Here is a 25516-nt window from a genome sequence, read left to right on the forward strand (position 1 = left end):
CCCGGCCGCCATCGGGAAGGCTGCCCGGGGCCGCCGCCGCTACGGGAGCGCACGGGGGCACGGGGGAGCGCGGCGCCAGGGTCTGTCCGGAGTTCCCGCATCGCAAAGCGCCGGATCGCAGCTCATACGCATGGGGGCACCTCCCAGCCGCCAGGCCGGGGGTGGGGGCACCTCCCGGACGAAGCCTGGGGGAGTTGGCTGAGGGAGTCGTGGGCCCGGGCGGGGACTCCGGACAGGCACTAAGATGCCCGGGTGACGACGCAGACCGAGCTGACCTTCCGGACGGCGACCGAGGCCGATGTCCCGGCCCTGGTAGCGCTGGTCGAATCGGCCTACCGCGGCGAGCCGAGCCGCGCGGGCTGGACCACGGAGGCCGACCTGCTGGACGGCAGGCGCACCGGCGCCGACGAGGTGCTGGCGGTCCTGGCCGACCCCGACAGCGTGCTGCTCACAGCCGAGCGCGGCGGCGAGCTCGTCGCCTGCTGCCATCTCGCGCGCAGCGACGGGGAGACGGCCGAACCGGCCGCCTACTTCGGGATGTTCGCCGTCAGTCCGCTCCTCCAGGCCGGTGGCGTCGGCGGGCGGGTGCTGGCCGAGGCCGAGCGCCGGGCGCGCGAGGAGTGGGGCGCGCCCCGGATGCGGATGAAGGTGCTCTCCGCCCGCACCGACCTGATCGCCTGGTACGAGCGCCGCGGCTACGTGCGCACCGGCCGCACGGTCCCGTTCCCCTACGGCGACGAGCGCTTCGGCGTCCCGCGCCGGACCGATCTGCGCTTCGAGGTGCTGGTCAAGCCCCTCGGCTGACCGCTCCCAGGATCGCCGGCTCGTCGGTCACCACGCCGTCCAGCCCCAGCGCGCGGGCGCGCCCCAGCTCGTCGTGAGTGTTCACCGTCCAACTGATGACCCGCAGCCCGGCCGCGTGCGCGCGGCCGACCACCTCCGGGCTCAGCTTCGCCAGCCCGCAGGAGATCATGCCCGCGCCGAGCGCCGTCGCGCGCTCCGGCGCGGTCGGCGTGGACTCGCCGGTGACCAGCGCCAGCGCGGCGCCGGGCAGCCGCCGCCGGGTCTCGCGCAGCGCGTCGTCGTGGAACGAGATCACGGTGACGCGGCCGTGCAGCGCGCGCTCCTCGATCACCCCGGCCAGCACCGCGGCGGCCTCCGGGTCCTTGATCTCGGCCTGCAACGGGGCGCCCACCGCGTCGATCACCTCGGTGAACAGCGGGATCCGCTCCCCCAGGCCCGCGTCCAGCTCGCGCAGCTCGGCGAGCGTGAGGTCGCCGACCGCGCCCGACCCGTTCGTGGTGCGGTCCACCTCGGCGTCGTGGATCACCACCAGCTCGCCGTCCTTGCTCAGGTGCAGGTCGAGCTCGATGACGTCCACGCCGGCGCGGTCGGCCCGGGCGAACGACCGCAGGGTGTTCTCCGGCTCCACGCCCATCAGGCCACGGTGTCCGACGGTCAGCAGCGGCATGCCGGTCACCCTAGACGCCGCCGGTGACCGGCAGTTGAACGCCGCCGGGCCGATGGCGTACGAATGCGCATTCGACCCCCGGTTGATCGAAGGATTCGCGCCGGATACCGTGTTTACACGCGAATATCTTCTGTGGAGGGCGGCTCATGACGGAAACTGTGGCGTCCAGCACCCCGGTCGGCAATGGTCCGGCGGCTCGGGACGTGATCGCGCATCCGGCCTGGCCGGTGCTGAAGGAGGCCGTCGAGGCCATCCGCCCGGCCCAGTCCAAGGACGGTTCCATCGACTTCGGGGCGCAGGAGGCGCCCGACCGTTCCGCCGTCGAGCGCGAGGTCGCCCGCGTCATCGCCGCCGTCACCGAGCTCACGCCCCTGCTCCCGCACAACGAGGCGTACCACCGCGCGCTCGCCGCCGATCTGCGCCGCTGGGCGGACGAGGGCTTCGGCGTGCCCGACTTCCTGGACTCGCTGCTCGCCTTCCAGCCCGCCGCGACCCGGGCCGACGACCTCCAGCACCTCGTCGTCTTCCCGATGTACACGCAGAACGGCAACCCGAACCGGAACCTGGAGGCGGTCGTGCTGCGCGTGGTCTGGCCCGACTGGCTGGCCGAGCTGGAGCGCACCCGCTACGACAACCCGATGTTCCTCGGCATCACCTTCGAGGACTTCACGGCTGGCTACGACACCAACTCCGCCGTGCTCTTCCCCGAGACCATCGCCGTGCGCGAGGCCCCCGAGCGCTTCTCCTGGGGCGGCATCTTCTGCGACCGCGAGGCCGCCCGCTTCCGCCGCGTCGTCGGCGCGGCCTGCGACGTCACCAGCCTGGAGCTGCCCGAGGAGGCCGCGGGCCTGCTCACCGACCAGGAGCGCTGCCAGCAGACGTTCGTCCTGTGGGACATGATCCACGACCGCACCCACAGCCACGGCGACCTGCCGTTCGACCCGTTCATGATCAAGCAGCGGCAGCCGTTCTGGATGTACGGGCTGGAGGAGCTGCGCTGCGACCTCACCGCCTTCCACGAGGCCGTTCAACTGGCCGCCGACGGCTACCCGCAGGGCCGCGACGTGCAGTACGCCGTGCTGCTGGAGCGGCTGTTCCGCTTCCCGGTCACCGGTGAGCGCAACCGGAACTACGACGGTCTCGGCGGCCAGTTGCTGTTCGCCTACCTCCACCAGCACGACGCGCTGCGCTGGACGGACAACCGGCTCAGCATCGACTGGGACCGCGCCCGGCAGGTCACCGTGCGGCTGCGCGAGGAGATCGAGCTGCTCTACCGCAAGGGCATCGACCGCCCCAAGATCGTGCACTGGCTGAAGGCGTACGAGCTGGTCTCCGCCTACCTCGCCCCGCACCCCGGCTCCCGCTGGGCCAAGGGACCCGACGCGCTGGACCTCGACCTGCCGCCGCGCAAGCTGGTGGACGAGGTGCTGCCGGACGAGTTCCCCCTCAGCCTGTTCTACGAGGCGCTGGCCAAGAAACTGCGCACGGTCATCGCCTCCACCCGGGGCATCACCGCGACCGCCCCGGCGGCCCGCGCGGCGTGATCTTCGCCGCTTCGCGCGGCATCATGGACCGGCGGCACCATCGACCCCAGCGGAGGCGACGACCATGAGCACGAGCACTCCCGCGCCGGGCGGCGACCGGAACGGCGGCGCCCTGGAGGGCGCGGTCGTCGCGGTCGCCGGGGCCGGCGGTCCGGCCGGCCACGCGACCCTGCTGCGCCTGGCCGAGGCGGGCGCCACGGTGGTGGCGGCGGACGCCGACGCCGAGCGGCTCGCCGAGGGCGTGGACGCGGCACGCTTCGCCCACGGCGGCGCCACCGTCATCGGAGACACCATCGACCTCCTCGACCCGGCCGCGGCCCGGGAGTGGGCGGCCAAGACCGAGAAGGACTTCGGGCGGGTCGACGGCCTGGTCCACCTCGTCGGCGGCTGGCGCGGCTCGGCGTCCTTCGCCGAGACGGACCTGGCCGACTGGGCCTTGCTGCACGACCTGCTGATCCGCACGGTGCAGCACACCTCGCTGGCCTTCGAGGCGCCGCTGACCCGCAGCCCCAACGGCCGCTTCGTGCTCATCAGCGCGGCCGGCGCGTCCCGGCCCACCGCGGGCAACGCCGCCTACGCCGCGGCCAAGTCCGCCGCGGAGGCCTGGACGCTGGCCCTCGGCGACTCCTTCCGCCGGACCGCCACCGACGGCCCGCCCTCCGCCGCCGCCACGATCGTGATCGTCAAGGCCCTGGTCAGCGACGCCATGCGCGACGCGCGGCCGGGCGCCGCGTTCGCGGGCTTCACCGATGTCCGCGACCTGGCCGACGCCGTCTGCGGCCTGTGGGACAGGCCCGCCGAAGAAGTGAACGGAACCCGCCTGTGGCTCACCCCCCAGCAGTGACGACCGACGCCCGCCGCCGCCACGACCCCGCGGTGCGCGGCTTCGCCAGCGACAACTACGCGGGCGCCCACCCGGAGGTCCTCGCCGCCCTCGCCCTCGCCAACGGCGGCCACCAGCCCGCCTATGGCGCCGACGACTACACCGCCCACCTCCAGGACGTCTTCCGCGCCCACTTCGGCCCCTCGGCCGAGGCGTTCCCCGTCTTCAACGGCACCGGCGCCAACGTCGTCGCCCTCCTGGGCCTCACCGACCGCTGGGGCGGCGTCATCACCTCCGACACCGCCCACATACACACCGACGAGTGCGGCGCCCCGGAACGGGTCGGCGGGCTGAAGCTGCTGACCGTGCCCACCCCGGACGGCAAGCTCACCCCCGAGCTCGTCGCGCGCGAGGCGTTCGGCTGGGACGACGAGCACCGCGCCATGCCGCAGGTCGTCTCCCTCACTCAGAGCACCGAGCTCGGCACCCTCTACACGCCGGAGGAGATCCGCGCCGTCAGCGACTTCGCCCATGAGCGCGGCATGGCGGTCCACCTCGACGGCGCCCGCGCCGCCAACGCCGCCGCCGCCCTGGACCTGCCGCTGCGCGCGTTCACCACGGACGCCGGGGTGGACGTGCTGTCCTTCGGGGGCACCAAGAACGGCATGCTCTTCGGCGAGGCCGTCGTCGTCCTCACCCCCGGCGCCGTGCGCGCGCTGCCGCACCTGCGGAAGCTGTCCATGCAGCTCGCCGCCAAGATGCGCTTCGTCTCCGCCCAGTTCGAGGCGCTGCTCGCCGGCGACCTGTGGTTGCGCGGGGCCCGGCACGCCAACGCCATGGCCCGCCGCCTGGCCGAGGGCGTGCGCGAGGTGGCGGGCGTCACCGTCCTGTACCCGGTCCAGGCGAACGCGGTCTTCGCCCGCCTGCCGCACGACGTCAGCGACCGCCTGCGCAAGCGCTACCGCTTCTACTACTGGGACGAGGCGGCCGGCGACGTCCGCTGGATGTGCTCGTTCGACACCACCGAGGAGGACGTCGACGGCTTCCTGGCCGCCCTCGCCGAGGAGATGGCCAGGTAACCGTGGCCCGCGCCCGCGCTAGGGCCTGTATCGAGTTCCCGGTCGGATCAGCCCGCGGCGTCAGACGCGGTGCCCCCCCAGGCCCTTGGGGGCCTGGGAGGTACCCCCAGCAAGGCACCGGATCGCAGCTCATACCCGGCCGTATTCGCGCGATTCGGCTGGGGGCACCTCCCAGACGGAGTCTGGGGGAGCGGCGAGGTGCCGTGACTGGCGTCGCGGGCCCGGGCGGGAACTCGATACAGGCCCTAGGGAGCCTGCGTCGCGGGCGGCGCGGGCGCCGTGCCGCCCAGGTGCGCCGGCAGCCACCAGGAGTCCTCCGGGCCCTTGGGCTTCGCCGGATAGGCGCGCTGCGCCGCGTCCAGCAGCTCCTGGACCCGCCCTCGCAGCCGCTCGGTCAGCGTGACCGCCGACTCCTCGGGGTCGGGCGTGATCGGCTCGCCCACCCGGATGGTGATCGGCACATGGCTGCGGCTGAAGTCCCGCTTGCGGCCCTTGGTCCACAGCCGCTGCGTGCCCCACAGCGCCACCGGCAGCAGCGGCACCCCGGCCTGCTGGGCCATGCGCGCGGCGCCCGACTTGAACTTCTTCAGCGTGAACGACTGCGAGATCGTCGCCTCGGGGAAGACGCCCACGATCTCCCCGTCCCGCAGCGCCTTCAGCGCGTGCCCGAACGCGGCCTCGCCCTGCGCGCGGTCCACCGGGATGTGCTTCATGGCCCGCATCAGCGGCCCGGACACCCGGTGCTTGAAGACCGACTCCTTCGCCATGAACCGCACCAGCCGCTTGGCTGGCCGCGCGGCGAACCCGGCGAAGACGAAGTCGAGATAGCCGATGTGGTTGCTGACCAGCACGGCACCTCCCCGCCGCGGCACATGCTCGCTGCCGGCGATGTCGAAGCGCAGATCGAGCGCCTTGAACATTGTCCGGGCCACGGCGATGACCGGCGGATAAACGAGCTCTGCCATGCGAGGGACCTTCTTCCGAGCGGTGGGAACCTACGCCTCCGTAACTTCCGACGCCGCCCGATGGTGCCCCAATCCGGCCGGAAGCGCTAGCCCGGACGGCCACCGCGTCCGCGGGAGAACGCGCGCGGCGCGCGCCCGGCGTTCCGCGCCCGGGAATGAACACCACCCGCGCCGCGCTGTGTTCGGGGGAACCCATGGCGAGAGGAGGCCGGCGCATGACCGGGCACGGGCACGGGGAAACTCCCCGGCTGGACGCGGCGGCGCTCGGCGCCGGGCCGCTGGGGCGGCGGGCCACGCTGGTGCAGTTCTCCACGGCGTTCTGCCAGCCGTGCCGCGCGACCCGCCGGGTGCTGGCGGAGGTGGCCGCGCTGGTGGACGGCGTCGCCCATGTGGAGATCGACGCCGAGTCGCGGCTGGATCTGGTGCGGGAGCTGGGCGTCGACCGCACCCCGACCGTTCTGGTGCTCGACGCCGGGGGAGGTGTGGTGCGCCGTGCGGCCGGGCAGCCGAGGAAGGCGGACGTGATCGCGGCGCTGGGAGCGGCGATCGACGGCTGACACGGGCCCCGATCTGGCAATCCGCACGTAGGCAACGTCACAGTGAGACATTCTTGCCTGCGGGGGATACCCTGTATGTACTGACGAGTAACAACCGGGTGATCTTCCGAGTGCCCCCGAGTGCGGACCGATAGCAGTAGGAGAGCCGGCGTGAGCTTGAGGATCGTTGTCTGTGTGAAGTACGTGCCCGATGCCGCGGGTGACCGGCGCTTCGCCGAGGACCTGACCACCGACCGGGAAGCCGCGGACGGCCTGCTGTCGGAGCTCGACGAGTACGCCGTCGAGCAGGCCCTGCGCATCGCCGAGGACGCCGACGAGGCCGAGGTCACCGTGCTGACCGTCGGCCCGGAGGACGCCGCGGACGCGCTGCGCAAGGCGCTGTCCATGGGCGCGGACAAGGCCGTGCACGTGGAGGACGACGACCTGCACGGCACCGATGTGCTGGGCACCTCGCTGGTGCTCGCCAAGGCCATCGAGCACACCGGTTACGACCTGGTGGTCTGCGGCATGGCCTCGACGGACGGCTCCATGGGCGTGCTGGCCGCGATCCTGGCCGAGCGGCTGGGCGTGCCCCAGGTGACGCTGCTGTCCGAGCTGTCCGTCGCCGACGGCAAGGTCACCGGGCGCCGGGACGGCGACGCGGCGACCGAACGCCTCCAGGCCGACCTTCCCGCGGTCGTCTCGGTCACCGACCAGTCGGGCGAGGCCCGTTACCCCTCCTTCAAGGGGATCATGGCCGCCAAGAAGAAGCCCGTGGAGTCGCTGGACCTGGAGGACCTCGGCATCGAGGCGGAGGAGGTGGGCCTCGCCGGGGCGTGGACCCTCGTGGAGTCCGCCACCGAGCGCCCGGCGCGCACGGCCGGCGAGATCGTCACCGACGAGGGCGAGGGCGCCAAGGGACTGGCCGCCTTCCTCGCGGAGCGCAAGTTCATCTGACGGGCCGGCCGGCCCGCACCCAAGCCCACCCGTCCGCACGAATCCCGCTGGAGAGCACGATTCCCATGGCCGAAGTCCTTGTTTACGTCGATCACGTGGACGGCGCCGTCCGCAAGCCCACGCTGGAGCTGCTGACCCTCGCCCGCCGCCTCGGCGAGCCCGTCGCGGTCCACCTCGGCCCGGGCGCCGGCACCGCCGCCGCGGTGCTGGCCGAGCACGGCGCCACACGCGTGCTGGCCGCCGACGCCCCGGAGTTCGCCGAGTACCTGGTGGTGCCCAAGGTGGACGCGCTGGAGGCCGCCGCCCGGGCGGTCTCCCCGGCCGCCGTCCTGGTGCCCTCCTCCGCCGAGGGCAAGGAGATCGCCGCGCGCCTGGCCCTGCGCCTGGAGTCCGGGCTGATCACCGACGCCGTCGACCTGGAGCCCGGCGACCAGGGCCCGGTGGTCACCCAGTCCGTTTTCGCCGCGGCGTTCACCACCGCCTCGCGCGTAACCCACGGCGTTCCCGTCATCACCGTCAAGCCCAACTCCGCCGCCCCCGAGGCGGCTCCGGCGGCGGGAACCGTCGAGGAGCTGGCGGTGTCCTTCGGCCCGCTGGCCACCGGCACCAAGGTCGTCTCCCGCAGCCCTCGGGAGTCCACCGGCCGCCCGGAGCTCACCGAGGCCGCCATCGTGGTCTCCGGCGGCCGGGGCGTGAACGGCGCGGAGAACTTCGCGCTGATCGAGGCGCTGGCCGACTCCCTGGGCGCGGCCGTGGGCGCCTCCCGCGCCGCCGTGGACGCCGGCTGGTACCCGCACTCCCACCAGGTCGGCCAGACCGGCAAGACCGTCTCCCCGCAGCTCTACATCGCCGCGGGCATCTCCGGCGCCATCCAGCACCGGGCCGGGATGCAGACGTCGAAGACGATCGTGGCCATCAACAAGGACGCGGAGGCCCCGATCTTCGAGCTCGTCGACTACGGCGTCGTCGGCGACCTCTTCGACGTGGTCCCCGCCCTGACCGACGAGGTGCGGGCCCGCAAGGGCTGACGCCCCCGCGGGCCCGCCGTCGGCGCCCGCCGCGTTCGCCGTCAGGTGACCGTGGCGGGCGCCGTCCCACGCCGGCGGCCCGGCGCGCGGAGCCGCCGCACGCGCGGGGCGGGCTCCGGACCCGCGGTGCGTGCCGCGGCCCGGGCCGCCCGCCGGTCCGCCTCGTGCCCGGGCACCGCGGGCGGCGGACCGCTGCCGTTGTCCTCGCGAAGTTGACCGAGCGCCAGCCCGGCGAGCAGTTGGTAGTACTCCATGACGTCCTCCCGAAGGGTGACTCACCGCGGAATCTCCGCTGGTCACCAGCGTCCGGCAGGCACGTGACGCGGCCTTTGCCCGGTGGTCAATCCTCCGTGGCGATGCGACGGTGTGCCGTGAACGCCGGATGACGCACGGCCTGTTGTGTTTCGTCCGGCCGCCGGATAGCTTCACCGGACGGAATCCTTCAACGAAATGTTGAACGCGGCCGGGCGGAGGATGCGGATGGGGCAGCCGGAACAGGTGACGACCAGTCTGACCGCCGCCGTGCGCGCCGGCATCGGCGCCTCGCTGGCCGCCGTCGACGCCGATCTGGCCCGCCGCTACCCCGGCGATCCGTCCAACCGCCAGCCGGTGCACACCGTTTACGTCCCCGCCGACCGGCTCGCCCCCGACACCGTGCGCTCCTGGGGCGCCGCCGCCCGCGCCCTCCTCGCCGAACACGCCCCCGACGCCGCCTCGTTCGCCGCCGTCCTCGGTATCTCCGACGCGCTCGCCGCCCCCGTGCACGAGCGGGTCCTCGCCAAGCTCGCCCACGAGCCCGTCGAGGACCTGCGGATCGACTTCGAGGACGGCTACGGCCCCCGCCCGGACGCCGAGGAGGACACCGCGGCCGTCCGCGCCGCCCACCTGCTCGCCGCCGCCCGCGCCGCGGGCACCGCCCCGCCGTTCGCCGGCCTGCGCATGAAGTGCCTGGAGGCCCCCGTCCGCGACCGCGGCATCCGCACCCTCGACATCTTCCTCACCACGCTGCTGGCCGAAGGCCCGCTGCCCGAGGGCCTGGTGATCACGCTGCCCAAGGTCGGCTACGCCGAACAGGTCACCGCCATGGCCCGGTTGTGCGAGGAGTTCGAGAAGGCCGGCGGCCTGCCCCCCGGACGGCTGACGTTCGAGATCCAGATCGAGACCACCCAGGCCGTCCTGGGCGCCGACGGCCGCGCCACCGTGGCCCGCATGATCGACGCCGCCGGCGGCCGGGTCACCGGGCTGCACTACGGAACGTTCGACTACAGCGCCGCCTGCCAGGTGAGCGCCGCCCACCAGGCCCCCGACCACCCGGCGGCCGATCACGCGAAGGCCGTCATGCAGGTCGCCGCGGCCGGCACCGGCGTCCGGCTCTCAGACGGCTCCATCAACGTGCTGCCCGTCGGCCCGGCCCACCGGGTCCACCACGCCTGGCGGCTCCACCACGGGCTGGTGCGCCGTGCCCTGGCACGCGCCTTCTACCAGGGCTGGGACATGCACCCGGGCCAGCTGCCCACCCGTTACGCGGCCGTCTACGCCTTCTACCGCGAGGGCCTGCCGGCCGCCGCCGCCCGCCTCGCCGCCTACACGGCGGGCACCGGGGGCGGCGTGCTCGACGAACCGGCGACCGCCCGCGCGCTCAGCGGCTTCCTGCTGCGCGGCCTGGACTGCGGCGCGCTCGACGAGGCGGAGGTCACCGGGCTGACGGGCCTCGCCCGACCCCGGCTGGCCACCCTCGCCGGCCGGTCCGGCTCGTAGCACAAAAAACCCGGACTGGACAACCCGGCCCGCCACGGATCAGGCTTCCTGTCCATGACCACTGATCTTGTCGCCGCCGTGGACATCGGCGGTACGAAAATCGCGGGCGCGCTCGTCGACGCCACCGGCGAACTCCTCCACCGCGTCCAGCGCCCCACTCCGGCGAAGGAACCGGCGGAGAACGTCCTGCGGGCCGTCACCGACGTGGTCACCGCACTGACCGAGCACGACGCCTGGCCGCGGGTCGCCGCCGTCGGCATCGGCAGCGCTGGCCCGGTCGACGCCCGCCTGGGCACGGTCAGCCCGGTCAACATCCCCGGCTGGCGGGACTTCCCGCTCGTCGAGGGCGTCCGCAAGACCACCGGCGCGCTGCCGGTGACGCTGGTCGGCGACGGGGCGGCCATCGCCGCCGGGGAGCACTGGCGGGGCGCGGCCCGGGGCCGCACCAACGCGCTGTGCATGGTGGTGTCCACCGGCGTCGGCGGCGGGCTGATCCTGGACGGCCGGCTGCGCCCCGGCCCCACCGGGAACGCCGGCCACATCGGCCACATCAGCGTCGACTTCAACGGCGACCTGTGCCCCTGCGGCGGCCGCGGCTGCGTGGAGCGCATCGCCAGCGGCACCAACATCGCCCGGTACGCGCTCGCCGCCGGCTGGCGCCCGGCCGAGCCCGGCGGCGACGCCACGGCCGCCGGCGTCGCGGTGGCCGCGGCGGCGGGCGACCCGGTGGCGCTGGAGGCGTTCGACCGTTCGGCCCGCGCGCTGGCCGCCGGAATCGCCGCCACCGCGACGCTCGTGGAGTTCGAGACGGTGGTGATCGGCGGGGGAGTCAGCCAGTCCGGCGAGGTGCTTTTCGCCCCGCTGCGCCGGGCGCTGGGGGAGTACGCCACGCTGCCGTTCGTGCGGAACATCGAGGTCGTACCTGCCCAACTCGGCACGGACGCGGGTCTGGTGGGCGCCGCGGCAGCCTGCTGGAGCGACCCGGACACGTTTTTGGCCCGGGGTGCAGCGGGCAACTGACACAGGGGCGAAGAAGAAGGGGGTTACGTGATCATCTGGCTGAACGGCGCGTTCGGCGCCGGCAAGACCACGGCGGCGCACGAGCTGCTCCACCTCGTGCCGGGCAGCACGCTCTTCGACCCGGACCTGGTCACCGCCGGGCTGCGGAGCATGCTGCCCAAGGAGCGGCTGGCCCAGGTCGACGACGTCCAGGACCTGCCGGCCTGGCGGCGGCTGGTCGTGGACACCGGGGCCGCCCTGCTCGCCGAGCTGCCGGGCCCGCTGATAGCGCCCATGACCCTCCTCCAGCAGGAGTACCGGGACGAGATCTTCGGCGGGTTCGCCGCCCGCCGCATTCCCGTCCAGCACTTCCTGCTCCACGTTGAAGAAACGTTCCTTCGGGGCCGGATCGACCAGCGGGCCGCGGTCGACGGCGACGCCGTGCGGGGCTGGTGCCTGCGCCACCTGCCCCGGTACGGCGCCGCCCTGCCCTGGCTGACCGCCGACGCGCACACCCTGGAGACCTCCCGGCTGACGCCCCGGCAGACCGCCGAGCTCCTCGCCCAGGGCGTCCGGCGCGGAGACGGCACCTGCGAGATCGTGCAGACGCCCCCGCCCAGCGCCGAGACCCTGGCCGCGGGCGTGCTGTTCTTCGACGACCAGGACCGGGTGCTGCTCGTCGACCCCACCTACAAGCCGGGCTGGGAGTTCCCCGGCGGCGTCGTGGAGGCGGGGGAGGCGCCCGCCCGCGCCGCCGTCCGCGAGGTCGCCGAGGAGCTCGGCCTCCAGCTCCGCCACGAGCCGCCGCTGCTCATCGTGGACTGGGAGCCGCCGCACCCGCCGCGCTTCGGCGGGCTGCGGCTGCTGTTCGACGGCGGCCGGCTGGACGCCGACCGGATGCGGGACCTCCTGCTGCCGGGCGCCGAGCTGCGCGGCTGGCGTTTCGCCGCCGAGGACGAGGCCGAACAGATGCTGTCGCCGGGCCGGTTCGCCCGGCTGCGCTGGGCGCTGCGGGCCCGCGCCGAGGGCCGCGCGCTCAACCTGGAGGCGGGCGTCCCGGTGGGCGCCTGACGCCGGCCGCCGAATCGCGGAGCGCCGGGCGCCGATTTAGCGTGTCGGTGAAGGCCCCGGACCGAAGGGGAGCACCACGCCGGAGCGGTGACCGCGATGCGCCTGCCGGAGTACATAACGGATTACGACCCCTACGACTACGACGACGATCCCGCCGGCGGCCGCGCGGGCTGGGGCGGCAGGGCCGCGCTGGCCGCGATGGCCGGCACGATGGTCCTCGGCGTCACCATCATGCTGGCCGGCGGCGGGGGCGGCGCCGGCCCGCCGCAGCCCGAGGGCGCCCGGCGGGAGGCCCACGGCACCCACGCCCAACAGCCCGGCGGACCCGCCGAACCGGTGACGTTCGCCGTGCCCACCTGGGTGTCGATCCCCGCCATCGGCGTCGAGGCCCCGCTGACCAACGTCGGGCTGGACCCCGAGGGCTGGATGGAGGCCCCGCCACAGGAGATCCAGAACCTGGCGGGCTGGTACGAGGGCGGCGCCTCGCCCGGCACCAGGGGCACCGCCGTGATCGTGGGGCACGTGGACAACGCGGCCGGCCCGTCCGTCTTCTACGGCCTGGGCGTGCTGCGGCCGGGCGACGAGGTGGAGGTGATCCGCGAGGACGGCCTCGCGGTGCGCTTCTCCGTCTACGACGTCGCCGTCTTCGACAAGGAGCACCTGCCGGAGTACGTCTACCGCGACACCGGGCAGGCCGAACTCCGCGTCATCACCTGCGGCGGCAGCTTCGACCAGGGCTCCGGCTACGAGGACAACGTCGTCGTCTTCGCGCGCATGACGGACTACCGGTAACGCGAACGGCAGCGCACGGTACCCCATATGTCCCATTCAGAGGGTTACGTAGCCTTTTGTCTGCTTACTGTCGCTGTGCGGGGTGACGCGCACTTCCGACAGAGGAGCTTTCGATGAGCACACTGCGTACCGCACTGGCCGCCGCCGGGCTGAGTGCGACGGTAATCGCGGCGGGCGCCCCGGCCGCGCTCGCCCTCGCCGAGGAGGGCCCGGCCCGGGCACCGGCCCAGACGAGCACCACGTCGTTCGGCTTCAGCGTCTCCCCGGCCTCCGTGCGGCCGGGCGGCGCGGTCGACCTGACGGTCACCAACTGCACCCGGTTCGAGGCCACCGCGAGCTCCGCGGTGTTCGACGAAGTCGTCCTCGGCATGCCGGGGCAGCTCCAGACCGCACGGACCACCGTCGACGCCGACGCCCGGGTGGGCCAGAAGTACGACGTCACGTTCACCTGCGGCAACGAGACGGGCGTCGCGACGCTGACCATCATCAACGGCACCACCTCCCCGACGCCCACGACCACCGCCACCACGACCGCCACGACCACCGTGCTGCCGACGCGCGGCGCCCAGGCGGGCGTCGGCGGCAGCCAGTCGAACAACGACACCATGCTGGTGGCCGGCGCCGGGCTCACCGCCGCCGCCGTCATCGGCGCCGTGCTGCTCGCCCGCCGCCGCTCGGGCCGACACGGTTGAACGCCCGCGCTCCCCAGGCCCTCGCCGCGCCCGGCGAGGGCCTGGACCGTTCCGGCCCGCCGCCGCGGCCGGACTCCGCCGCCCGCCCCCGGCGTTCACCCGCCCGGCCCGGGAGCCGGCTCAGCCCCGGGCGGCGGCCGCGTAGCGCTGGAGGAACAGCGCCTCGGTGACCGACATCCGCTCCAGTTCCGCCGGGGACACGCTCTCGTCCACCGCGTGGATCCGCGCCGCCGGGTCGCTCAGGCCGATCAGCAGGATCTCCGCCTCCGGGTAGAGCCCGGCCAGCGTGCTGGTCAGCGGGATGGAGCCGCCCTGGCCCACCATCGCCATCTCCGCCCCGTCGTACGCCTCGCGCATCGCCGCCGCCATCGAGACATAGGCCGGGCTGCCGGTGTCCGCGCGGAACGGCTGGCCTTCGCCGATCACCTCCGTCTCGACCCGTGCCCCCCACGGGGCCCGCGCCCGCAGGTGCTCGGCCAGCAACTCGCCCGCCTCCCGCGCCACCACACCCGGCGGCACCCGCAGACTCACCAGGGCCCGCGCGCTCGCCTGCACCGACGGCGTCGCCCCGACCACCGGCGGGCAGTCGATGCCCAGCACCGTGGCGGACGGCCGCGCCCACACCCGGTCGGCGACGGAACCCGAACCGATCAGCTCCACCCCGTCCAGCACCTCGGCGTCCTCCCGGAACACCTTCTCCGGGTACGCGGTGCCCTCCCACACCCCGTCCGCCGCCAGCCCGTCGACGGTCGTCGAGCCGTCCTCGGCGTGCAGCGACCCCAGCATGCGGACGAGCGCGGCCAGCGCGTCGGGGGCGGCCCCGCCGAAGGAGCCGGAGTGCAGGTTGCCCGCCAGGGTGTCCACCCGGACGCGGACCAGGACCATGCCGCGCAGCATCGCCGTCACGGTGGGCTGCCCGGCCCTGACGTTCCCCGTGTCGCCGATCACCACCGCGTCCGCCGCCAGCAGTTCGGGGTGCTGCTCCGCGTACCGCTCCAGCCCGCCGGTGCCCTGCTCCTCCGAGCCCTCGGCTATCACCTTCACGCCGACCGGGACGCCGCCCGCCACCCGCAGCGCGCGCAGCGCCAGCAGGTGCATCAGCACACCGCCCTTGCAGTCCGCGGCGCCCCGCCCGTACCAGCGGCCGTCCCGCTCGGTCAGCTCGAACGGCGGCGAAATCCACGCCGCCTCGTCCAGCGGCGGCTGCACGTCGTAGTGCGCGTACAGCAGCACCGTCGGCGCGCCCTCGGGGCCCGGCAGATGGCCGTAGACGGAACGCGTGCCGTCGGGGGTGTCCAGCAGCGCCACGTCCCCGAACCCCTCGGCCCGCAGCGCCCGCGCGATCCACTCCGCGGCCGCGTCGCACTCCTCGGCCGGGAACTGCTCCGGGTCGGCCACCGAGCGGAAGGCCACCAACTCCGCGAGCTCCTGCCTGGCCCGCGGCATGAGCGCGGCAACGGCGGCGGAGATGGTGGCGTGCTGCGGGCTGTGGTCCATCGGTACAACTCCTCGCGGGTGCGCGATTGGGGCACACGTCCGACAACGTGTGTTCGAAAACGGGGGTGGCGTCGATGATCCCACAGCCGGGTGCCGCCGCGGCGGCGAACTAGGATGCCCTGCGGTGACCGAAACGTAAGGACGCAGCGGGGAGCGGCGCACATCGTGAGCAGCGAGAACGAAGGCGGGGCCGGACAGGTGTGGGACGTCGTCGTGGTCGGCGCCGGGCCGGGCGGATCGTCCGCCGCCCGCGCCGCCGCGGAGGCCGGCCGCCGGGTGCTGCTGCTGGAGAAGGCGGAGTTGCCGCGTTACAAGACCTGCGGCGGCGGCATCATCGGGCCCTCGCGCGACGCCCTGCCCCCCGGCTTCGAGCTGCCGCTGCGCGACCGCGTGCACGCCGTCACGTTCTCGCTCAACGGCCGGCTGGCCCGCACCCGCCGGTCCAAGCGGATGCTCTTCGGCCTGGTCAACCGCACCGAGTTCGACCAGCGGCTCGTCGAGGCCGCCGTGAAGGCCGGCGCCGAGCTGCGCACCGGGGCGACGGTCTCCCGCGTGGAGCAGCACGGACCGGCCGTTCCCGACCGGCGCACGGTCGCCGTCGTGCTGGCCGGCGGCGAGACGCTGCTGGCCCGCGCGGTCGTCGGCGCCGACGGCAGCGCCAGCCGGATAGGGGCCCACGTCGGGGTGCGGCTGGACCAGGTGGATCTGGGGCTGGAGGCGGAGATCCCGGTGCCGCCCGAGGTCGCGCGCGACTGGACGGGCCGGGCGCTCATCGACTGGGGCCCGCTGCCCGGCTCCTACGGCTGGGTCTTCCCCAAGGGCGACACGCTCACCGTCGGCGTGATCTCCGCGCGCGGCGAGGGCGCCGCCACCAAGCGGTACCTGGAGGACTTCATCGCGCGGCTGGGCCTGGCCGGGTTCGAGCCGGCCATCTCCTCCGGCCACCTCACCCGCTGCCGCACCGACGACTCGCCGCTCTCCCGCGGCCGGGTCCTGGTGTGCGGGGACGCGGCCGGGCTGCTGGAGCCGTGGACCCGCGAGGGCATCTCGTTCGCGCTGCGCTCCGGGCGGCTGGCCGGCCAGTGGGCGGTCCGCATCGCCGAGGCGGGCGACGCGGTGGACGCCCGCCGCCAGGCGCTGAACTACACCTTCGCCATCCGGTCCGGCCTGGGCGTCGAAATGGGCGTCGGGCGGCGCCTGCTCGCGGTCTTCGCCCACCGCCCCCGGCTGATGCACGCCGCCCTGATCGGGTTCCGCCCGGCCTGGGCAGCGTTCGCCAAGATCACTCGCGGGTCGACCACGCTCGCCGGGCTGGTCCGCACCCACCCGGTCGCCCGCCGCACCCTGGCCGCCCTCGACCGGGCCCCGGCCAAGGACGGCGCGAAGGACGACGCCCGCGACGGGACCGGGGACCGCGCGGGAGCGAGCGGTCAGGAGACCAGCACCGACTCCGGGAGCAACGCCGGGTCCTGACGCAGCACCCGCTCGTGCAGGGCGCGCAGCGCCGGTCCCGGGTCCGAGCCCATCTCCTCCGCGATCCGCCGCCGCGCCTCCTCGAACGCCAGCAGGGCGGCCGTGGCCTGCCCCGAGCGGTACAGCGCCAGCATCAGCAGCCACACCAGCCGCTCCCGCAGCGGATGCGCGGCCACCTGGCGGACCAGCTCGTGCACGCACTCGTGGTAGCGCCCGAGCTCCAGCTCCGCCTCCAGCCGGGCCTCCAGCACCATCAGCCGCTTCTCGGCCCAGCGGCGCCGCTCGCCCTCCAGATACGGGCCGGCCAGGCCCTCGGCGAACTCGCCCCGCCACATCGCCTCGGCCTGCTTGGCCAGCGTGACCGCGTCCCGCGCGGCGCCGCCGTCCCGGGCGGCCAGCGCCCGGCCCAGCAGCGCCCGCCGCTCCCGCAGGTCGTCGATGTCCGCGCCGGTGAGCAGATACCCGCTGCCGGTCCACCGCAGCCGCGGCTCCGCGCCTGGCTCGCCGCCGGCCGTGGCGAACGCGCGCCGCAGCCCGGAGACGTACTTCTGCACCAGATTGCGCACGTGCGCCGGCGGCCGATCGCCCCACACCGCGTCCACCAGCGCCTCATAGGTCATGGGCCGCCCCTCCTGGAGCAGCAGCACCGCCAGCACGGCGCGCTGCCGCGGCGCCCCCAGCGGCACCTCGACCCCCGAGCACAACGCCCGCAGGGGCCCCAGCAGTTCGAAACGCAAGCCCTCAGCCATGGGGCGAGCGTAACGCGGCCACCGCCGCCCGGCGGATCTTCCAGCGGCCGTTCCAGCGGATCTTCCAGCGCGCGTTCCAGCGGCCGGTCAGCACCGGGCGCGAGCGTGGGGCCGCACGCCCACGCGGGAAAGGGACCCCTTCATGGCACAGCGAAACGACGGCGAGCACGGGCCGCTGATCAGGCTCGGCCGACTCACGGTGCGGCGCGGCGGAACGGTGCTGCTGGCCGCCGTCGTGCTGTTCCTGGGACTGGGCATCTACGGCGCCGGAGCGCAGGACGACCTCGAACTGGCCCGCTGGGACTCGCCCGGCACCGAGTCGGTGCGCGTGCAGGACATCCTGCGTGAGGAGTACGGCACCGGGAATCCGAACCTCGCGCTGCTGGTCACCGCCAGGAACGGCGATGTGGACGACCCCGGCGCCGCCGCGGCCGGGCGCGAACTGGCCGCCGAGCTGGCCGCCCACCCCATGGTGGCCGACGTCACCTCCTACTGGGACGAGGGCGACGAGGCGCTGCGCGGCACCGACGGCCGCCGCGCCCTGGTGCTCGCCCGGCTGGAGGGCAGCGCCACCGACACCCGCGCCGAACTGGCCGACCTCTCCCCGCGACTGGCCCGCGGCACCGAGGACATCGACGTCGCCGTCGGCGGCCAGGAGGAGGTGTCCCGCCAGGTCGGCGAGCAGGCGGCGCGGGACTTCCTCACGGCCGAGGTGATCGTCCTGCCGACCGTCCTGCTCCTGCTGATCCTGGTCTACCGCCGCACCGTCCCCGCGCTGCTGACCGTCGGCGTCGGCCTGCTGTCGGTGCTCGGCACGCTGGCCGGGCTGCGGCTGCTGGCGCAGTTCACGCAGGTGTCCACGTTCGCCGCCAACCTCGCCCTGGTGCTCGGCCTGGGGCTGGGCATCGACTACTGCCTCTTCGTGATCAACCGGTACCGCGAGGAGCGCACCGCCGGCCTGGTCCGCGAGGACGCCGTGGTCCGCGCGGTGGCCACGGCCGGCCGCACGGTCGTCTTCAGCGGCGTGACCGTCGCCGTCTCGCTGTCCACGCTGCTGGTCTTCCCGTTCTTCTTCCTCAGCTCCTTCGCCTACGCCGGGATCCTCGTCGTGGCCACGGCGGTGCTCGGCGCCGTCGTCGTGCTGCCCGCGGCGCTGGCCCGCTGGGGCCACCGCGTGGACCGGCCGGTCCCGGCCGGCGGCGGCTTCTGGCACCGCACGGCGCTGGGCGTGATGCGCCGGCCCCTGCCGGCCGGCGTCGCCGCGCTCGCCGTCCTGCTCATCGCCGCCTCCCCGGTGCTCGGCCTGCGGTTCGGCCTGCCCGACCAGCGCACCCTGCCCGAGGGCACCTCCAGCCGCGTGACCTCCGAGGAGATCCGCGAGCACTTCGCCGCCGAGCCCACCGACACCCTGTTCGTCGTCAGCGACGGACCCGTCCGCGCCCGCGACAGGGAGATCGCCGCCTACGCGGCCGAACTCTCCCAACTGCCCGGCGTCCACCAGACCGTCTCGCCCGCCGGCACCCACCGCGGTGGGGAACTGCTGCTGCCGCCCGGCACCGGCTCCGCCGCGCTGACCTCCGCGGCGGACGGCGTGCGGATCTCCGTGGTGCCCACCCAGGAGGCGATGGAGGGCGACGTGCCCGGCCTCGTCGCCGACATCCGGGACGTGCCCGCCCCCTACGAGGCACTCGTCGGCGGCTATCCGGCCGAGACCTCCGACTTCCGCGCCACCCTGCTCTCCCGGGTCCCGGTCGTCGCCGCCCTCATCCTGCTCGTCACCTGCGGCGTCCTGTTCCTGATGACCGGCAGCCTCCTGCTGCCGCTGAAGGCCACCGTGCTCAACCTGCTCAGCCTCTCGGTGATGTTCGGCGCCCTGGTGTGGATCTTCCAGGACGGCAACCTCTCCGGACCGCTGGGCTTCACCCCGACCGGCTCCATCGAGCCGAGCATCCCGATGCTGATGTTCTGCGTCACCTACGGACTGTCCATGGACTACGAGGTGTTCCTGCTCTCCCGCATCAAGGAGGAGTACGAACGCACCGGCGACACCGAACGCGCCGTCGCCTCCGGTATCCGCCGCACCGCCCCGCTCATCACCGCCGCGGCCGGCATCCTCGTGATCACCTTCGCCACCTACGCCACCAGCGGCGTCGTCTTCCTCAAGGAACTGGGCCTCGGCACTGCCCTGGTGATCCTCGCCGACGCCACCCTCATCCGCATGGTGCTGCTGCCCGTCTCCATGCGGCTGGCCGGCCGCGCCAACTGGTGGGCGCCCGCGCCGCTGCGCCGCTTCCACGACCGCTTCGGGCTGCGCGAGGAGCCCGGCCCGGCCCCCGAGCGGGAACCCGGCGCCGTACTGCCCCGGGAGTACGCGGGATGACCACACCCGGCTGACGCGGCCCCGCCCCCGCCCGGGCTAGCGTGACCGCATGACCGCACACCCCCCTGGGCCGGGCCGCCCCGGCGGCCCGCCCTGGCAGCGCTGGCTGACCGCGCCGCCCCGCGCGGCCCGGCTCCCCTGGCCGACCTCCGGTGCGGTCCTGTTCGTGCAGATGGTCGGCACCCAGTTCGCGGCGCACAACCAGCCCGACCGGATCCAACTGGACCCGTTCGCCCGCGTGCTCCTCGTTCTCGGCCCGCTCCTGCTGCTGCTGCGCCACCGCCACCCGCCCCAGGTCGCCGTCGCGGTCGCGGCCGTCGTCCTGCTCTACCTCGGCGCCGGCTACCCCTACGGGCCGGTCTTCCTGAGCGTGGTCGTCGGCGCGTTCAGCGCGGTCGCCACCGGGCACCGCAGGGCGGCCTGGTCCGCCATGGGGCTGCTGTGGTCCGGCCAACTGCTGGTCGGCCACTGGCTCTACCGGTGGCTGCCGCCCGGCGACGACGGGCCGACGGAGTGGGCCTCCGACGCCGCGATGGCCGCCTGGGCGGTCGCCGTCCTCGCCGTCGCCGAACTGGTCAGGATCCGCCGCGAGAGCCTGGCCCGGGAACGCGCCGCCCAGGAGGAAGCGGAACGGCGCCGCGCCGACGAGGAACGGCTGCGCATCGCCCGCGAGTTGCACGACGTCCTCGCCCACAGCATCTCCGTGATCAACGTCCAGGCCGGCGTCGGCCTGGCCCTGCTGGACACCGACCCCGACCAGGCCCGCACCGCCCTGACCACGATCAAGGCCGCCAGCAAGGAGGCCCTGGGCGAGGTGCGGCAGGTCCTGGACACCCTGCGCGCCCCCGGCGCCGCCCCCCGCGCCCCGGCCCCCGGCCTCGACCGGCTCCCCGAACTCGCCGACCAGGCCGGGCGCGCGGGCCTGGCGGTGACCACCCACACCCAGGGCACGCCCGCGCCGCTGCCGCCCGGCGCCGACCTGGCCGCGTTCCGCATCGTCCAGGAGGCGCTGACCAACATCGTGCGGCACTCCGGCTCCCGCACCGCCCGCGTGCTGCTGCGCTACAGTCCCGACCTGCTGGAACTGCGCGTCGACGACGACGGCCCCGCCACCGGCGAGGGCTCCGGCGGCGGCAACGGCCTGGTCGGGATGCGGGAACGCGCCGCCGCGTTCGGCGGCACCGTCGAGGCCGGCCCCCGCCCCGGCGGCGGCTTCCGCGTCACGGCGCGGCTGCCCCTCACCGACAAGGAGACCCCGTGATCCAGGTCCTGCTCGCCGACGACCAGATGCTTGTGCGGGCCGGGTTCCGCGCGCTGCTGGACGCCCAGCCCGACATCGAGGTCACGGGCGAGGCGGCCGACGGGGATCAGGCCCTGGCCCTGGTCCGGGAACGGCGCCCCGACCTGGTGCTGATGGACATCCGCATGCCGGTGCTCGACGGCCTCGCCGCCACCCGCCGCATCACCGAGGACCCCGGCCTGGACGGCGTGCGGGTCGTGATGCTCACCACGTTCGAGCTCGACGAGTACGTCTTCGAGGCCATCCGCTCCGGCGCCTCCGGCTTCCTCGTCAAGGACACCGAGCCCGACGAACTGGTGCGCGCCGTACGGGCCGTGGTCGCCGGTGACGCCCTCCTGTCGCCCGGCGTCACCCGCCGCCTCATCGCCGAGTTCGCGGCCCGCTCCAAGGAGCCCGCCGCCGCGGCCGGGCTCGCCGACCTCACCGAACGCGAACGCGAGGTGATGGCGCTGGTCGGCATCGGCCTGTCCAACGAGGAGATCGCCCGCCGGCTCGTCGTCTCCCCGCTCACCGCGAAGACGCACGTCAGCCGCGCCATGGTCAAGCTCGGCGCCCGCGACCGGGCCCAACTCGTCGTCTTCGCCTACGAGTCGGGGCTGGTCCGGCCCGGCTGGCTGGGCTGAGGCTTGCGCCGGACATAGAGCTGCTTGCGCACCCGGGCGACCACCGTGCCGTCGGCCGCCTCCACCGTGCAGTCGAACCACGGCAGCGCCTTCGCCCCGTCCGCGGTCGCCGCCCGTATCTCCGCCACCCGGTCCTCGGTCAGCCGGAACTCGGCGAACACGTCGCTGCGGCCCGGCGAGACGTACTCGATCTCGGCGGCCTTGTCCCACACGACATAGCCGCGGCCGAGCCGGTGCAGCACCAGCAGCGCCCAGAACGGGTCGCACATCGAGTACAGCGAGCCGCCGAACTGGGTGCCGAACAAGTTGCGGTTCAGCCGGCCGAGCCGCAGCCGCACCCGCGCCGCGCTCCAGTCCTCCGCGATGTGCAGCACCGTGATGCCGGCGAAGCGGTACGGCGGCCACCAGCGCATGAGCCGGCCCAGCGTTCTGGGACTGACGGAACGTGCCATGCGGCGAAGCTACCACGCGGGTTACCGACGGGTAGGTTCAGGGTCCGGCCGCCGCCGCGCGGCCGACGCCACCGCCGCTCAGCCGACGGCCGACCCCGCGCGCCACAGCTCCGCCACCGCCGCGTCACCCGTCACGGCCACCTCGGGACCGTAGGGGAGCCGGTTCCACAGGACCGGGTACAGAACCGCCACCGGCCCGCTGATCTCGCAGTCCACCGCCGCGTCCGGCACCGAACGGCCGGTCACCGGCGGCTCGTTGGAGATCCGCATCGTCCAGTCCACCGCCGGCGCGTCCGTCGCCCGTATCCGCAGCGTCCGCGGCTCCTCGCCGCGCACCCGGCTCACGCTCCGGCCGTGGATGCCGGTCAGCAGTTCCCCGATGCCGTCGGCCGCGAACTCCGCGGCCACCGGCGTGACCCGGCCCCGCGCCGCCAGCTCCGCGTCCATGCGGTGCACCGCCGTCTCGTGCGCCTGCCGCCGGGCCCAGAAGTGCCGGGGCGTCGGCGAACCCCGTAGGAACGTCCAGCACTCCAGGTCGTCCGGCGCCGCGGTCAGCGCCGCCAGCAGCGCCTTGTGCCCGGCCCGGAACCAGTCGCCGAGTTCCGCGTCCGGGAGCTCCTCCGCCGCCGGCGGCCGGGGCCCGGTCAGCCGCTCCGCCACGAACCCGGTCGCCCAGCGGTGGATCTGGCCCTGGTGCAGCACCAGGTCCCGGACCCGCCACTCCGGGCACGTCGGCACCGGCGCGTCGAAGCCCGCCTCCCCGGCCGCCGCGATCAGCAACTCGCCCTCGCGGCCCAGCACGTTCAAAAAGTCGTCGATGCGCACCCGGGAATTGTGTCAGACCCCCGGCTGCACGGTCCGCCGCAGCCCGTACGCGGTCACCGCCGCCACCGCCGACAGCAGCGCCACCGTCGTCAGCGCCGTCGCCAGCGAGAACCACTCCGCCAGAAACCCGATGGCCACCGGCCCCGCCAGCATCCCGCCATAGCCCAGGGTGGACGCCGCGGCGACCCCGCGCGGCCCCGCCAGCGCCCCGGCCTGCCCGATGGTGATGGGGAAGACGTTCGCCAGCCCCAGGCCCGTGATCACGAACCCGGTCAGCGCCAGCCCCACCGTCGGCGCCAGCGACGCCAGCAGCATCCCCGCCGCCGCCGTCGCGCCGCCCGCGATCAACGCCCGTGCCTGGCCCAGCCGTTGCAGCATCGCCGACCCCGTCAGCCGGCCCACCGTCATCGCCAGCGCGAAGACCGAGTAGCCCGCGGCGGCCACGCCCGTGCTCGCGTCCAGCGACTCCCGCAGATGCAGCGCGCTCCAGTCCGCCAGCGCGCCCTCCCCGTACGTGGTGCACAGCGCGACGAACCCGAGCACCACCACCAGCCAGCGCACCCGGCCCCGCATCGCCCCGGCCGCCCCCGTCCCGGCCGCCGGCTCCGCCCCGGCCGCGGGCCGCGCCGGTACCCCGGCGGCCAGCAGCGCCCGCCCCGCCACCGCCGCGATCACCAGCCCGAGCCCGGCCAGCAGCGCCAGATGCCGGGCCGCGCTCAACTGCCCCGCGACCAGCCCGCCCAGACCCGCGCCGAGCATCCCGCCCAGGCTGAACGCCGCGTGGAAGCTCGGCATCACCGGACGCCCGAGCGCCGCCACCAGATCGACCGCCGCGCTGTTGGCCGCCACGTTGATCGCGCCGAACGCCGTGCCGAAGACCAGCAGCACCGCCCCCAGCGCCGCCGCCGAGTGCGTGTGCGGCGGCAGCGCCACGCTCACCGCGAGCAGCACCCCGGCGGCCAGGGTCACCGGGTGGTTCCCGAACCGCTGGCACAGCCGCCCGGTCAGCGTCATCGTCACCACCGCGCCCGCCGACACCCCCAGCAGCGCCACGCCCAGCGCGCTCGGCGACGCCCCGGTCTGGTCCTTGATGTCGGGGATCCGCACCACCCACCCGGCGAAGACGAAACCGTCCAGGGCGAAGAACGCCGTCAGCGCGACGCGCAGTTGACGCAAAGCGGGATCCGCCGGGCGCCGGTTCCCCGGCGAGGCGCGCGGCCGCGGCACCAGAACCGCCCGCAGTTTGTTTATCGGAGGCACAAAGCAAACAATAGGGGCGTGACCCACACCCGGACCAGGCTCGACAGAGGCCGGAACGCCCTCGGCCCCGCGCTCGAACTCGTGCACACGGGCCGCGCCCCCACCCGCGCCGTGCTGACCACCGAGCTCGGCGTCACCCGCGCCACCGCGGGCGCCGTCGCCGGTGAGCTGCAGACGCTCGGCCTCATCACCGTCGACTCCCGGCCCAGCGCCGCGCCCGGCAGCCAGGGCCGCCCCTCGCACCGCCTGGCCATCGCCGACAACGGCCCCGTCGCCCTCGCCGCCCAGGTCCACGCCGACGGCTTCCGCGCCGCCCTCGTCGGACTCGGCGGCCGCATCGTCGCCACCGCGCCGGGCTGCATGACCGTGGACGCCGACCCCGCCCAGGTCCTCGGCGAAGTCGTCGCCGCCGCGGCGGCACTCCTGCGCGACAGCGGCCGCCGCTGCATCGGCGCCGGCCTCGCCGTCCCCTCCGCCGTCGCCGAGCCCGACGGCACCGCCCTCAACCCGCTCCACCTCGCCTGGCCCGCCGGCGCCCCCGTCCGCGAGATCTTCACCACCTGCCTGGCCGAGGCCGGCGTCACCGCCCCCGGCTTCTGCGGCAACGACGTCAACCTCGCCGCCCTCGCCGAACACCGCCACGGCGCGGGCCAGGGCGCCCAGCACCTGCTGTGCGTGGCCACCGGCCACCGCGGCGTCGGCGGCGCGCTCGTCCTCGACGGCCGCCTGCACACCGGCAGCGCCGGCCTCGCCCTGGAGGTCGGCCACCTCACCGTCGACCCGCAGGGCCGCCCCTGCCACTGCGGCAGCCGCGGCTGCCTCGACGTCGAGACCGACCCCCTCGCCCTCCTCGAAGCGGCCGGCCGCACCCCCGACCCCGCCGGCTCCCTCCTCGACCAGGCCCACCACCTGCTGCGCGCCGACTACGCCACCGACCCCGCCGCCCGCGCCGCCACCGACACCGTCATCGACCGGCTCGGCCTCGGACTGGCCGGCCTCGTCAACATCCTCAACCCCGACCGCATCATCCTCGGCGGCCTCCACCGCCGCCTCCTGGAGGCCGACCCCGACCGCCTGCGCGCCGTCGTCGAGGAACGCAGCCTGTGGGGGAGGAGCGGCAGCGTCCCCATCCTGCCGTGCACCCTCGACCACAACAGCCTCGTCGGCGCCGCCGAACTCGCCTGGCAGCCCGTCCTCGACGACCCCCTGGCCGCGCTCGCCGCCTGACCGCCACCGCCCAAC

General features: G+C 74.6%; 25 protein-coding genes. 17 read left to right on the forward strand and 8 right to left on the reverse strand.

Annotated elements, in window-relative coordinates:
- The first annotated feature begins 252 nt into the window (after positions 1-252).
- A complete protein-coding gene (locus RM590_RS32055; RefSeq protein WP_311708299.1) occupies positions 253-804 on the forward strand; it encodes a GNAT family N-acetyltransferase in 552 nt (183 codons plus the stop codon).
- On the opposite strand, the gene RM590_RS32060 is transcribed toward RM590_RS32055, so the two are convergent.
- A complete protein-coding gene (locus tag RM590_RS32060; RefSeq protein WP_311708300.1) occupies positions 788-1471 on the reverse strand; it encodes a glycerophosphodiester phosphodiesterase in 684 nt (227 codons plus the stop codon). The two genes, RM590_RS32055 and RM590_RS32060, sit on opposite strands and share 17 nt — an antisense overlap.
- 146 nt (positions 1472-1617) lie before the next feature.
- Here RM590_RS32060 and RM590_RS32065 point away from each other — a divergent pair, with 146 nt between their 5' ends.
- From RM590_RS32065 to RM590_RS32075, 3 genes are all read left to right on the forward strand, one after another.
- Complete coding sequence (locus RM590_RS32065) at positions 1618-3015, forward strand: DUF6421 family protein (protein ID WP_311708301.1); 1398 nt, start codon at positions 1618-1620, stop codon at positions 3013-3015.
- A 64-nt stretch (positions 3016-3079) separates the two neighbouring features.
- Complete coding sequence (locus tag RM590_RS32070) at positions 3080-3859, forward strand: SDR family NAD(P)-dependent oxidoreductase (RefSeq protein ID WP_311708302.1); 780 nt, start codon at positions 3080-3082, stop codon at positions 3857-3859.
- Positions 3838-4917 carry a threonine aldolase family protein gene (locus tag RM590_RS32075; RefSeq protein WP_394814014.1) on the forward strand — a complete coding sequence of 360 codons (1080 nt, stop codon included), beginning with the start codon at positions 3838-3840 and terminating at the stop codon, positions 4915-4917. Before RM590_RS32070 ends, RM590_RS32075 begins: the two co-directional genes overlap by 22 nt.
- 245 nt (positions 4918-5162) lie before the next feature.
- Here the strand turns inward: RM590_RS32075 and RM590_RS32080 are convergent, their stop codons facing one another.
- The gene (locus tag RM590_RS32080) at positions 5163-5882 is read right to left on the reverse strand and encodes a lysophospholipid acyltransferase family protein (RefSeq protein ID WP_311708304.1); all 720 of its coding nucleotides are present in this window, start codon (positions 5880-5882) and stop codon (positions 5163-5165) included.
- Between the two features lie 215 nt (positions 5883-6097).
- Between RM590_RS32080 and RM590_RS32085 the strand changes: the two genes are divergently transcribed.
- The 3 genes from RM590_RS32085 (at position 6098) to RM590_RS32095 (ending at position 8403) form a co-directional block, all read left to right on the forward strand.
- Positions 6098-6439 carry a thioredoxin family protein gene (locus tag RM590_RS32085; RefSeq protein ID WP_311708305.1) on the forward strand — a complete coding sequence of 114 codons (342 nt, stop codon included), beginning with the start codon at positions 6098-6100 and terminating at the stop codon, positions 6437-6439.
- A 150-nt stretch (positions 6440-6589) separates the two neighbouring features.
- Positions 6590-7375, forward strand: coding sequence for an electron transfer flavoprotein subunit beta/FixA family protein (locus RM590_RS32090; protein ID WP_311708306.1), 786 nt, complete (start codon positions 6590-6592; stop codon positions 7373-7375).
- Between the two features lie 65 nt (positions 7376-7440).
- Positions 7441-8403, forward strand: coding sequence for an electron transfer flavoprotein subunit alpha/FixB family protein (locus RM590_RS32095; protein ID WP_311708307.1), 963 nt, complete (start codon positions 7441-7443; stop codon positions 8401-8403).
- A gap of 41 nt (positions 8404-8444) precedes the next feature.
- On the opposite strand, the gene RM590_RS32100 is transcribed toward RM590_RS32095, so the two are convergent.
- Positions 8445-8657: a hypothetical protein gene (locus tag RM590_RS32100; RefSeq protein WP_311708308.1), complete on the reverse strand. Its 213-nt coding sequence runs from the start codon at positions 8655-8657 to the stop codon at positions 8445-8447.
- A 226-nt stretch (positions 8658-8883) separates the two neighbouring features.
- On the opposite strand from RM590_RS32100, the gene RM590_RS32105 reads away from it, so the two are divergent.
- The 5 genes from RM590_RS32105 to RM590_RS32125 all read left to right on the forward strand — a co-directional run bounded on the left by RM590_RS32105 (position 8884) and on the right by RM590_RS32125 (position 13715).
- Complete coding sequence (locus tag RM590_RS32105) at positions 8884-10161, forward strand: DUF6986 family protein (protein WP_311708309.1); 1278 nt, start codon at positions 8884-8886, stop codon at positions 10159-10161.
- A gap of 54 nt (positions 10162-10215) precedes the next feature.
- Positions 10216-11181 (forward strand): ROK family protein, encoded by a 966-nt coding sequence (locus tag RM590_RS32110; RefSeq protein WP_311708310.1) that lies wholly within the window; start codon positions 10216-10218, stop codon positions 11179-11181.
- 27 nt (positions 11182-11208) lie between these two features.
- Complete coding sequence (locus RM590_RS32115; protein ID WP_311708311.1) at positions 11209-12231, forward strand: NUDIX hydrolase; 1023 nt, start codon at positions 11209-11211, stop codon at positions 12229-12231.
- A 96-nt stretch (positions 12232-12327) separates the two neighbouring features.
- Positions 12328-13023, forward strand: coding sequence for a class F sortase (locus RM590_RS32120; RefSeq protein ID WP_311708336.1), 696 nt, complete (start codon positions 12328-12330; stop codon positions 13021-13023).
- A 113-nt stretch (positions 13024-13136) separates the two neighbouring features.
- Positions 13137-13715: a hypothetical protein gene (locus RM590_RS32125; RefSeq protein WP_311708312.1), complete on the forward strand. Its 579-nt coding sequence runs from the start codon at positions 13137-13139 to the stop codon at positions 13713-13715.
- Between the two features lie 120 nt (positions 13716-13835).
- Here the strand turns inward: RM590_RS32125 and RM590_RS32130 are convergent, their stop codons facing one another.
- On the reverse strand, positions 13836-15212 hold the full coding sequence (locus RM590_RS32130; RefSeq protein ID WP_311708313.1) for a dipeptidase: 1377 nt from the start codon (positions 15210-15212) through the stop codon (positions 13836-13838).
- 165 nt (positions 15213-15377) lie between these two features.
- Between RM590_RS32130 and RM590_RS32135 the strand changes: the two genes are divergently transcribed.
- Positions 15378-16685 (forward strand): geranylgeranyl reductase family protein, encoded by a 1308-nt coding sequence (locus RM590_RS32135; RefSeq protein ID WP_311708314.1) that lies wholly within the window; start codon positions 15378-15380, stop codon positions 16683-16685.
- Here RM590_RS32135 and RM590_RS32140 read toward each other — a convergent pair.
- Positions 16643-17434, reverse strand: a complete 792-nt coding sequence (locus tag RM590_RS32140) for an AfsR/SARP family transcriptional regulator (protein WP_311708315.1) — start codon at positions 17432-17434, stop codon at positions 16643-16645. The two genes, RM590_RS32135 and RM590_RS32140, sit on opposite strands and share 43 nt — an antisense overlap.
- 142 nt (positions 17435-17576) lie before the next feature.
- Between RM590_RS32140 and RM590_RS32145 the strand changes: the two genes are divergently transcribed.
- The 3 genes from RM590_RS32145 to RM590_RS32155 are packed head-to-tail and all read left to right on the forward strand — an operon-like array spanning position 17577 to position 21737.
- The gene (locus tag RM590_RS32145; protein ID WP_311708316.1) at positions 17577-19814 is read left to right on the forward strand and encodes an MMPL family transporter; all 2238 of its coding nucleotides are present in this window, start codon (positions 17577-17579) and stop codon (positions 19812-19814) included.
- Positions 19815-19863: 49 nt separating this feature from the next.
- Complete coding sequence (locus RM590_RS32150; protein WP_311708317.1) at positions 19864-21075, forward strand: sensor histidine kinase; 1212 nt, start codon at positions 19864-19866, stop codon at positions 21073-21075.
- Entirely contained in the window at positions 21072-21737 is a 666-nt protein-coding gene (locus tag RM590_RS32155) for a response regulator transcription factor (protein ID WP_311708318.1), read from the forward strand. The genes RM590_RS32150 and RM590_RS32155 overlap by 4 nt, the downstream gene beginning before the upstream one ends.
- Here RM590_RS32155 and RM590_RS32160 read toward each other — a convergent pair.
- The 3 genes from RM590_RS32160 to RM590_RS32170 form a co-directional block, all read right to left on the reverse strand.
- Positions 21698-22189 carry a DUF4442 domain-containing protein gene (locus RM590_RS32160; RefSeq protein WP_311708319.1) on the reverse strand — a complete coding sequence of 164 codons (492 nt, stop codon included), beginning with the start codon at positions 22187-22189 and terminating at the stop codon, positions 21698-21700. The genes RM590_RS32155 and RM590_RS32160 overlap by 40 nt on opposite strands.
- A gap of 78 nt (positions 22190-22267) precedes the next feature.
- On the reverse strand, positions 22268-23014 hold the full coding sequence (locus RM590_RS32165) for a maleylpyruvate isomerase family mycothiol-dependent enzyme (protein WP_311708320.1): 747 nt from the start codon (positions 23012-23014) through the stop codon (positions 22268-22270).
- Positions 23015-23026: 12 nt separating this feature from the next.
- The gene (locus RM590_RS32170; protein ID WP_394814015.1) at positions 23027-24274 is read right to left on the reverse strand and encodes an MFS transporter; all 1248 of its coding nucleotides are present in this window, start codon (positions 24272-24274) and stop codon (positions 23027-23029) included.
- A gap of 18 nt (positions 24275-24292) precedes the next feature.
- Here RM590_RS32170 and RM590_RS32175 point away from each other — a divergent pair, with 18 nt between their 5' ends.
- Positions 24293-25501 (forward strand): ROK family protein, encoded by a 1209-nt coding sequence (locus tag RM590_RS32175; protein ID WP_311708322.1) that lies wholly within the window; start codon positions 24293-24295, stop codon positions 25499-25501.
- Positions 25502-25516: the final 15 nt, after the last annotated feature.

This window comes from Streptomyces litchfieldiae, assembly GCF_031845365.1.
GTDB lineage: Bacteria > Actinomycetota > Actinomycetes > Streptomycetales > Streptomycetaceae > Streptomyces > Streptomyces litchfieldiae.

Bases quoted from the DNA above. Each gene is read 5' to 3' on its own strand.
- RM590_RS32120 (WP_311708336.1), top strand. From the start codon at position 12,328: ATGCGCCTGCCGGAGTACATAACGGATTACGACCCCTACGACTACGAC.
- RM590_RS32130 (WP_311708313.1), bottom strand. From the start codon at position 15,212: ATGGACCACAGCCCGCAGCACGCCACCATCTCCGCCGCCGTTGCCGCG.
- RM590_RS32125 (WP_311708312.1), top strand. From the start codon at position 13,137: ATGAGCACACTGCGTACCGCACTGGCCGCCGCCGGGCTGAGTGCGACG.
- RM590_RS32145 (WP_311708316.1), top strand. From the start codon at position 17,577: ATGGCACAGCGAAACGACGGCGAGCACGGGCCGCTGATCAGGCTCGGC.
- RM590_RS32095 (WP_311708307.1), top strand. From the start codon at position 7,441: ATGGCCGAAGTCCTTGTTTACGTCGATCACGTGGACGGCGCCGTCCGC.
- RM590_RS32110 (WP_311708310.1), top strand. From the start codon at position 10,216: ATGACCACTGATCTTGTCGCCGCCGTGGACATCGGCGGTACGAAAATC.
- RM590_RS32160 (WP_311708319.1), bottom strand. From the start codon at position 22,189: ATGGCACGTTCCGTCAGTCCCAGAACGCTGGGCCGGCTCATGCGCTGG.
- RM590_RS32060 (WP_311708300.1), bottom strand. From the start codon at position 1,471: ATGCCGCTGCTGACCGTCGGACACCGTGGCCTGATGGGCGTGGAGCCG.
- RM590_RS32065 (WP_311708301.1), top strand. From the start codon at position 1,618: ATGACGGAAACTGTGGCGTCCAGCACCCCGGTCGGCAATGGTCCGGCG.
- RM590_RS32080 (WP_311708304.1), bottom strand. From the start codon at position 5,882: ATGGCAGAGCTCGTTTATCCGCCGGTCATCGCCGTGGCCCGGACAATG.
- RM590_RS32105 (WP_311708309.1), top strand. From the start codon at position 8,884: ATGGGGCAGCCGGAACAGGTGACGACCAGTCTGACCGCCGCCGTGCGC.
- RM590_RS32150 (WP_311708317.1), top strand. From the start codon at position 19,864: ATGACCGCACACCCCCCTGGGCCGGGCCGCCCCGGCGGCCCGCCCTGG.
- RM590_RS32140 (WP_311708315.1), bottom strand. From the start codon at position 17,434: ATGGCTGAGGGCTTGCGTTTCGAACTGCTGGGGCCCCTGCGGGCGTTG.
- RM590_RS32085 (WP_311708305.1), top strand. From the start codon at position 6,098: ATGACCGGGCACGGGCACGGGGAAACTCCCCGGCTGGACGCGGCGGCG.
- RM590_RS32070 (WP_311708302.1), top strand. From the start codon at position 3,080: ATGAGCACGAGCACTCCCGCGCCGGGCGGCGACCGGAACGGCGGCGCC.
- RM590_RS32100 (WP_311708308.1), bottom strand. From the start codon at position 8,657: ATGGAGTACTACCAACTGCTCGCCGGGCTGGCGCTCGGTCAACTTCGC.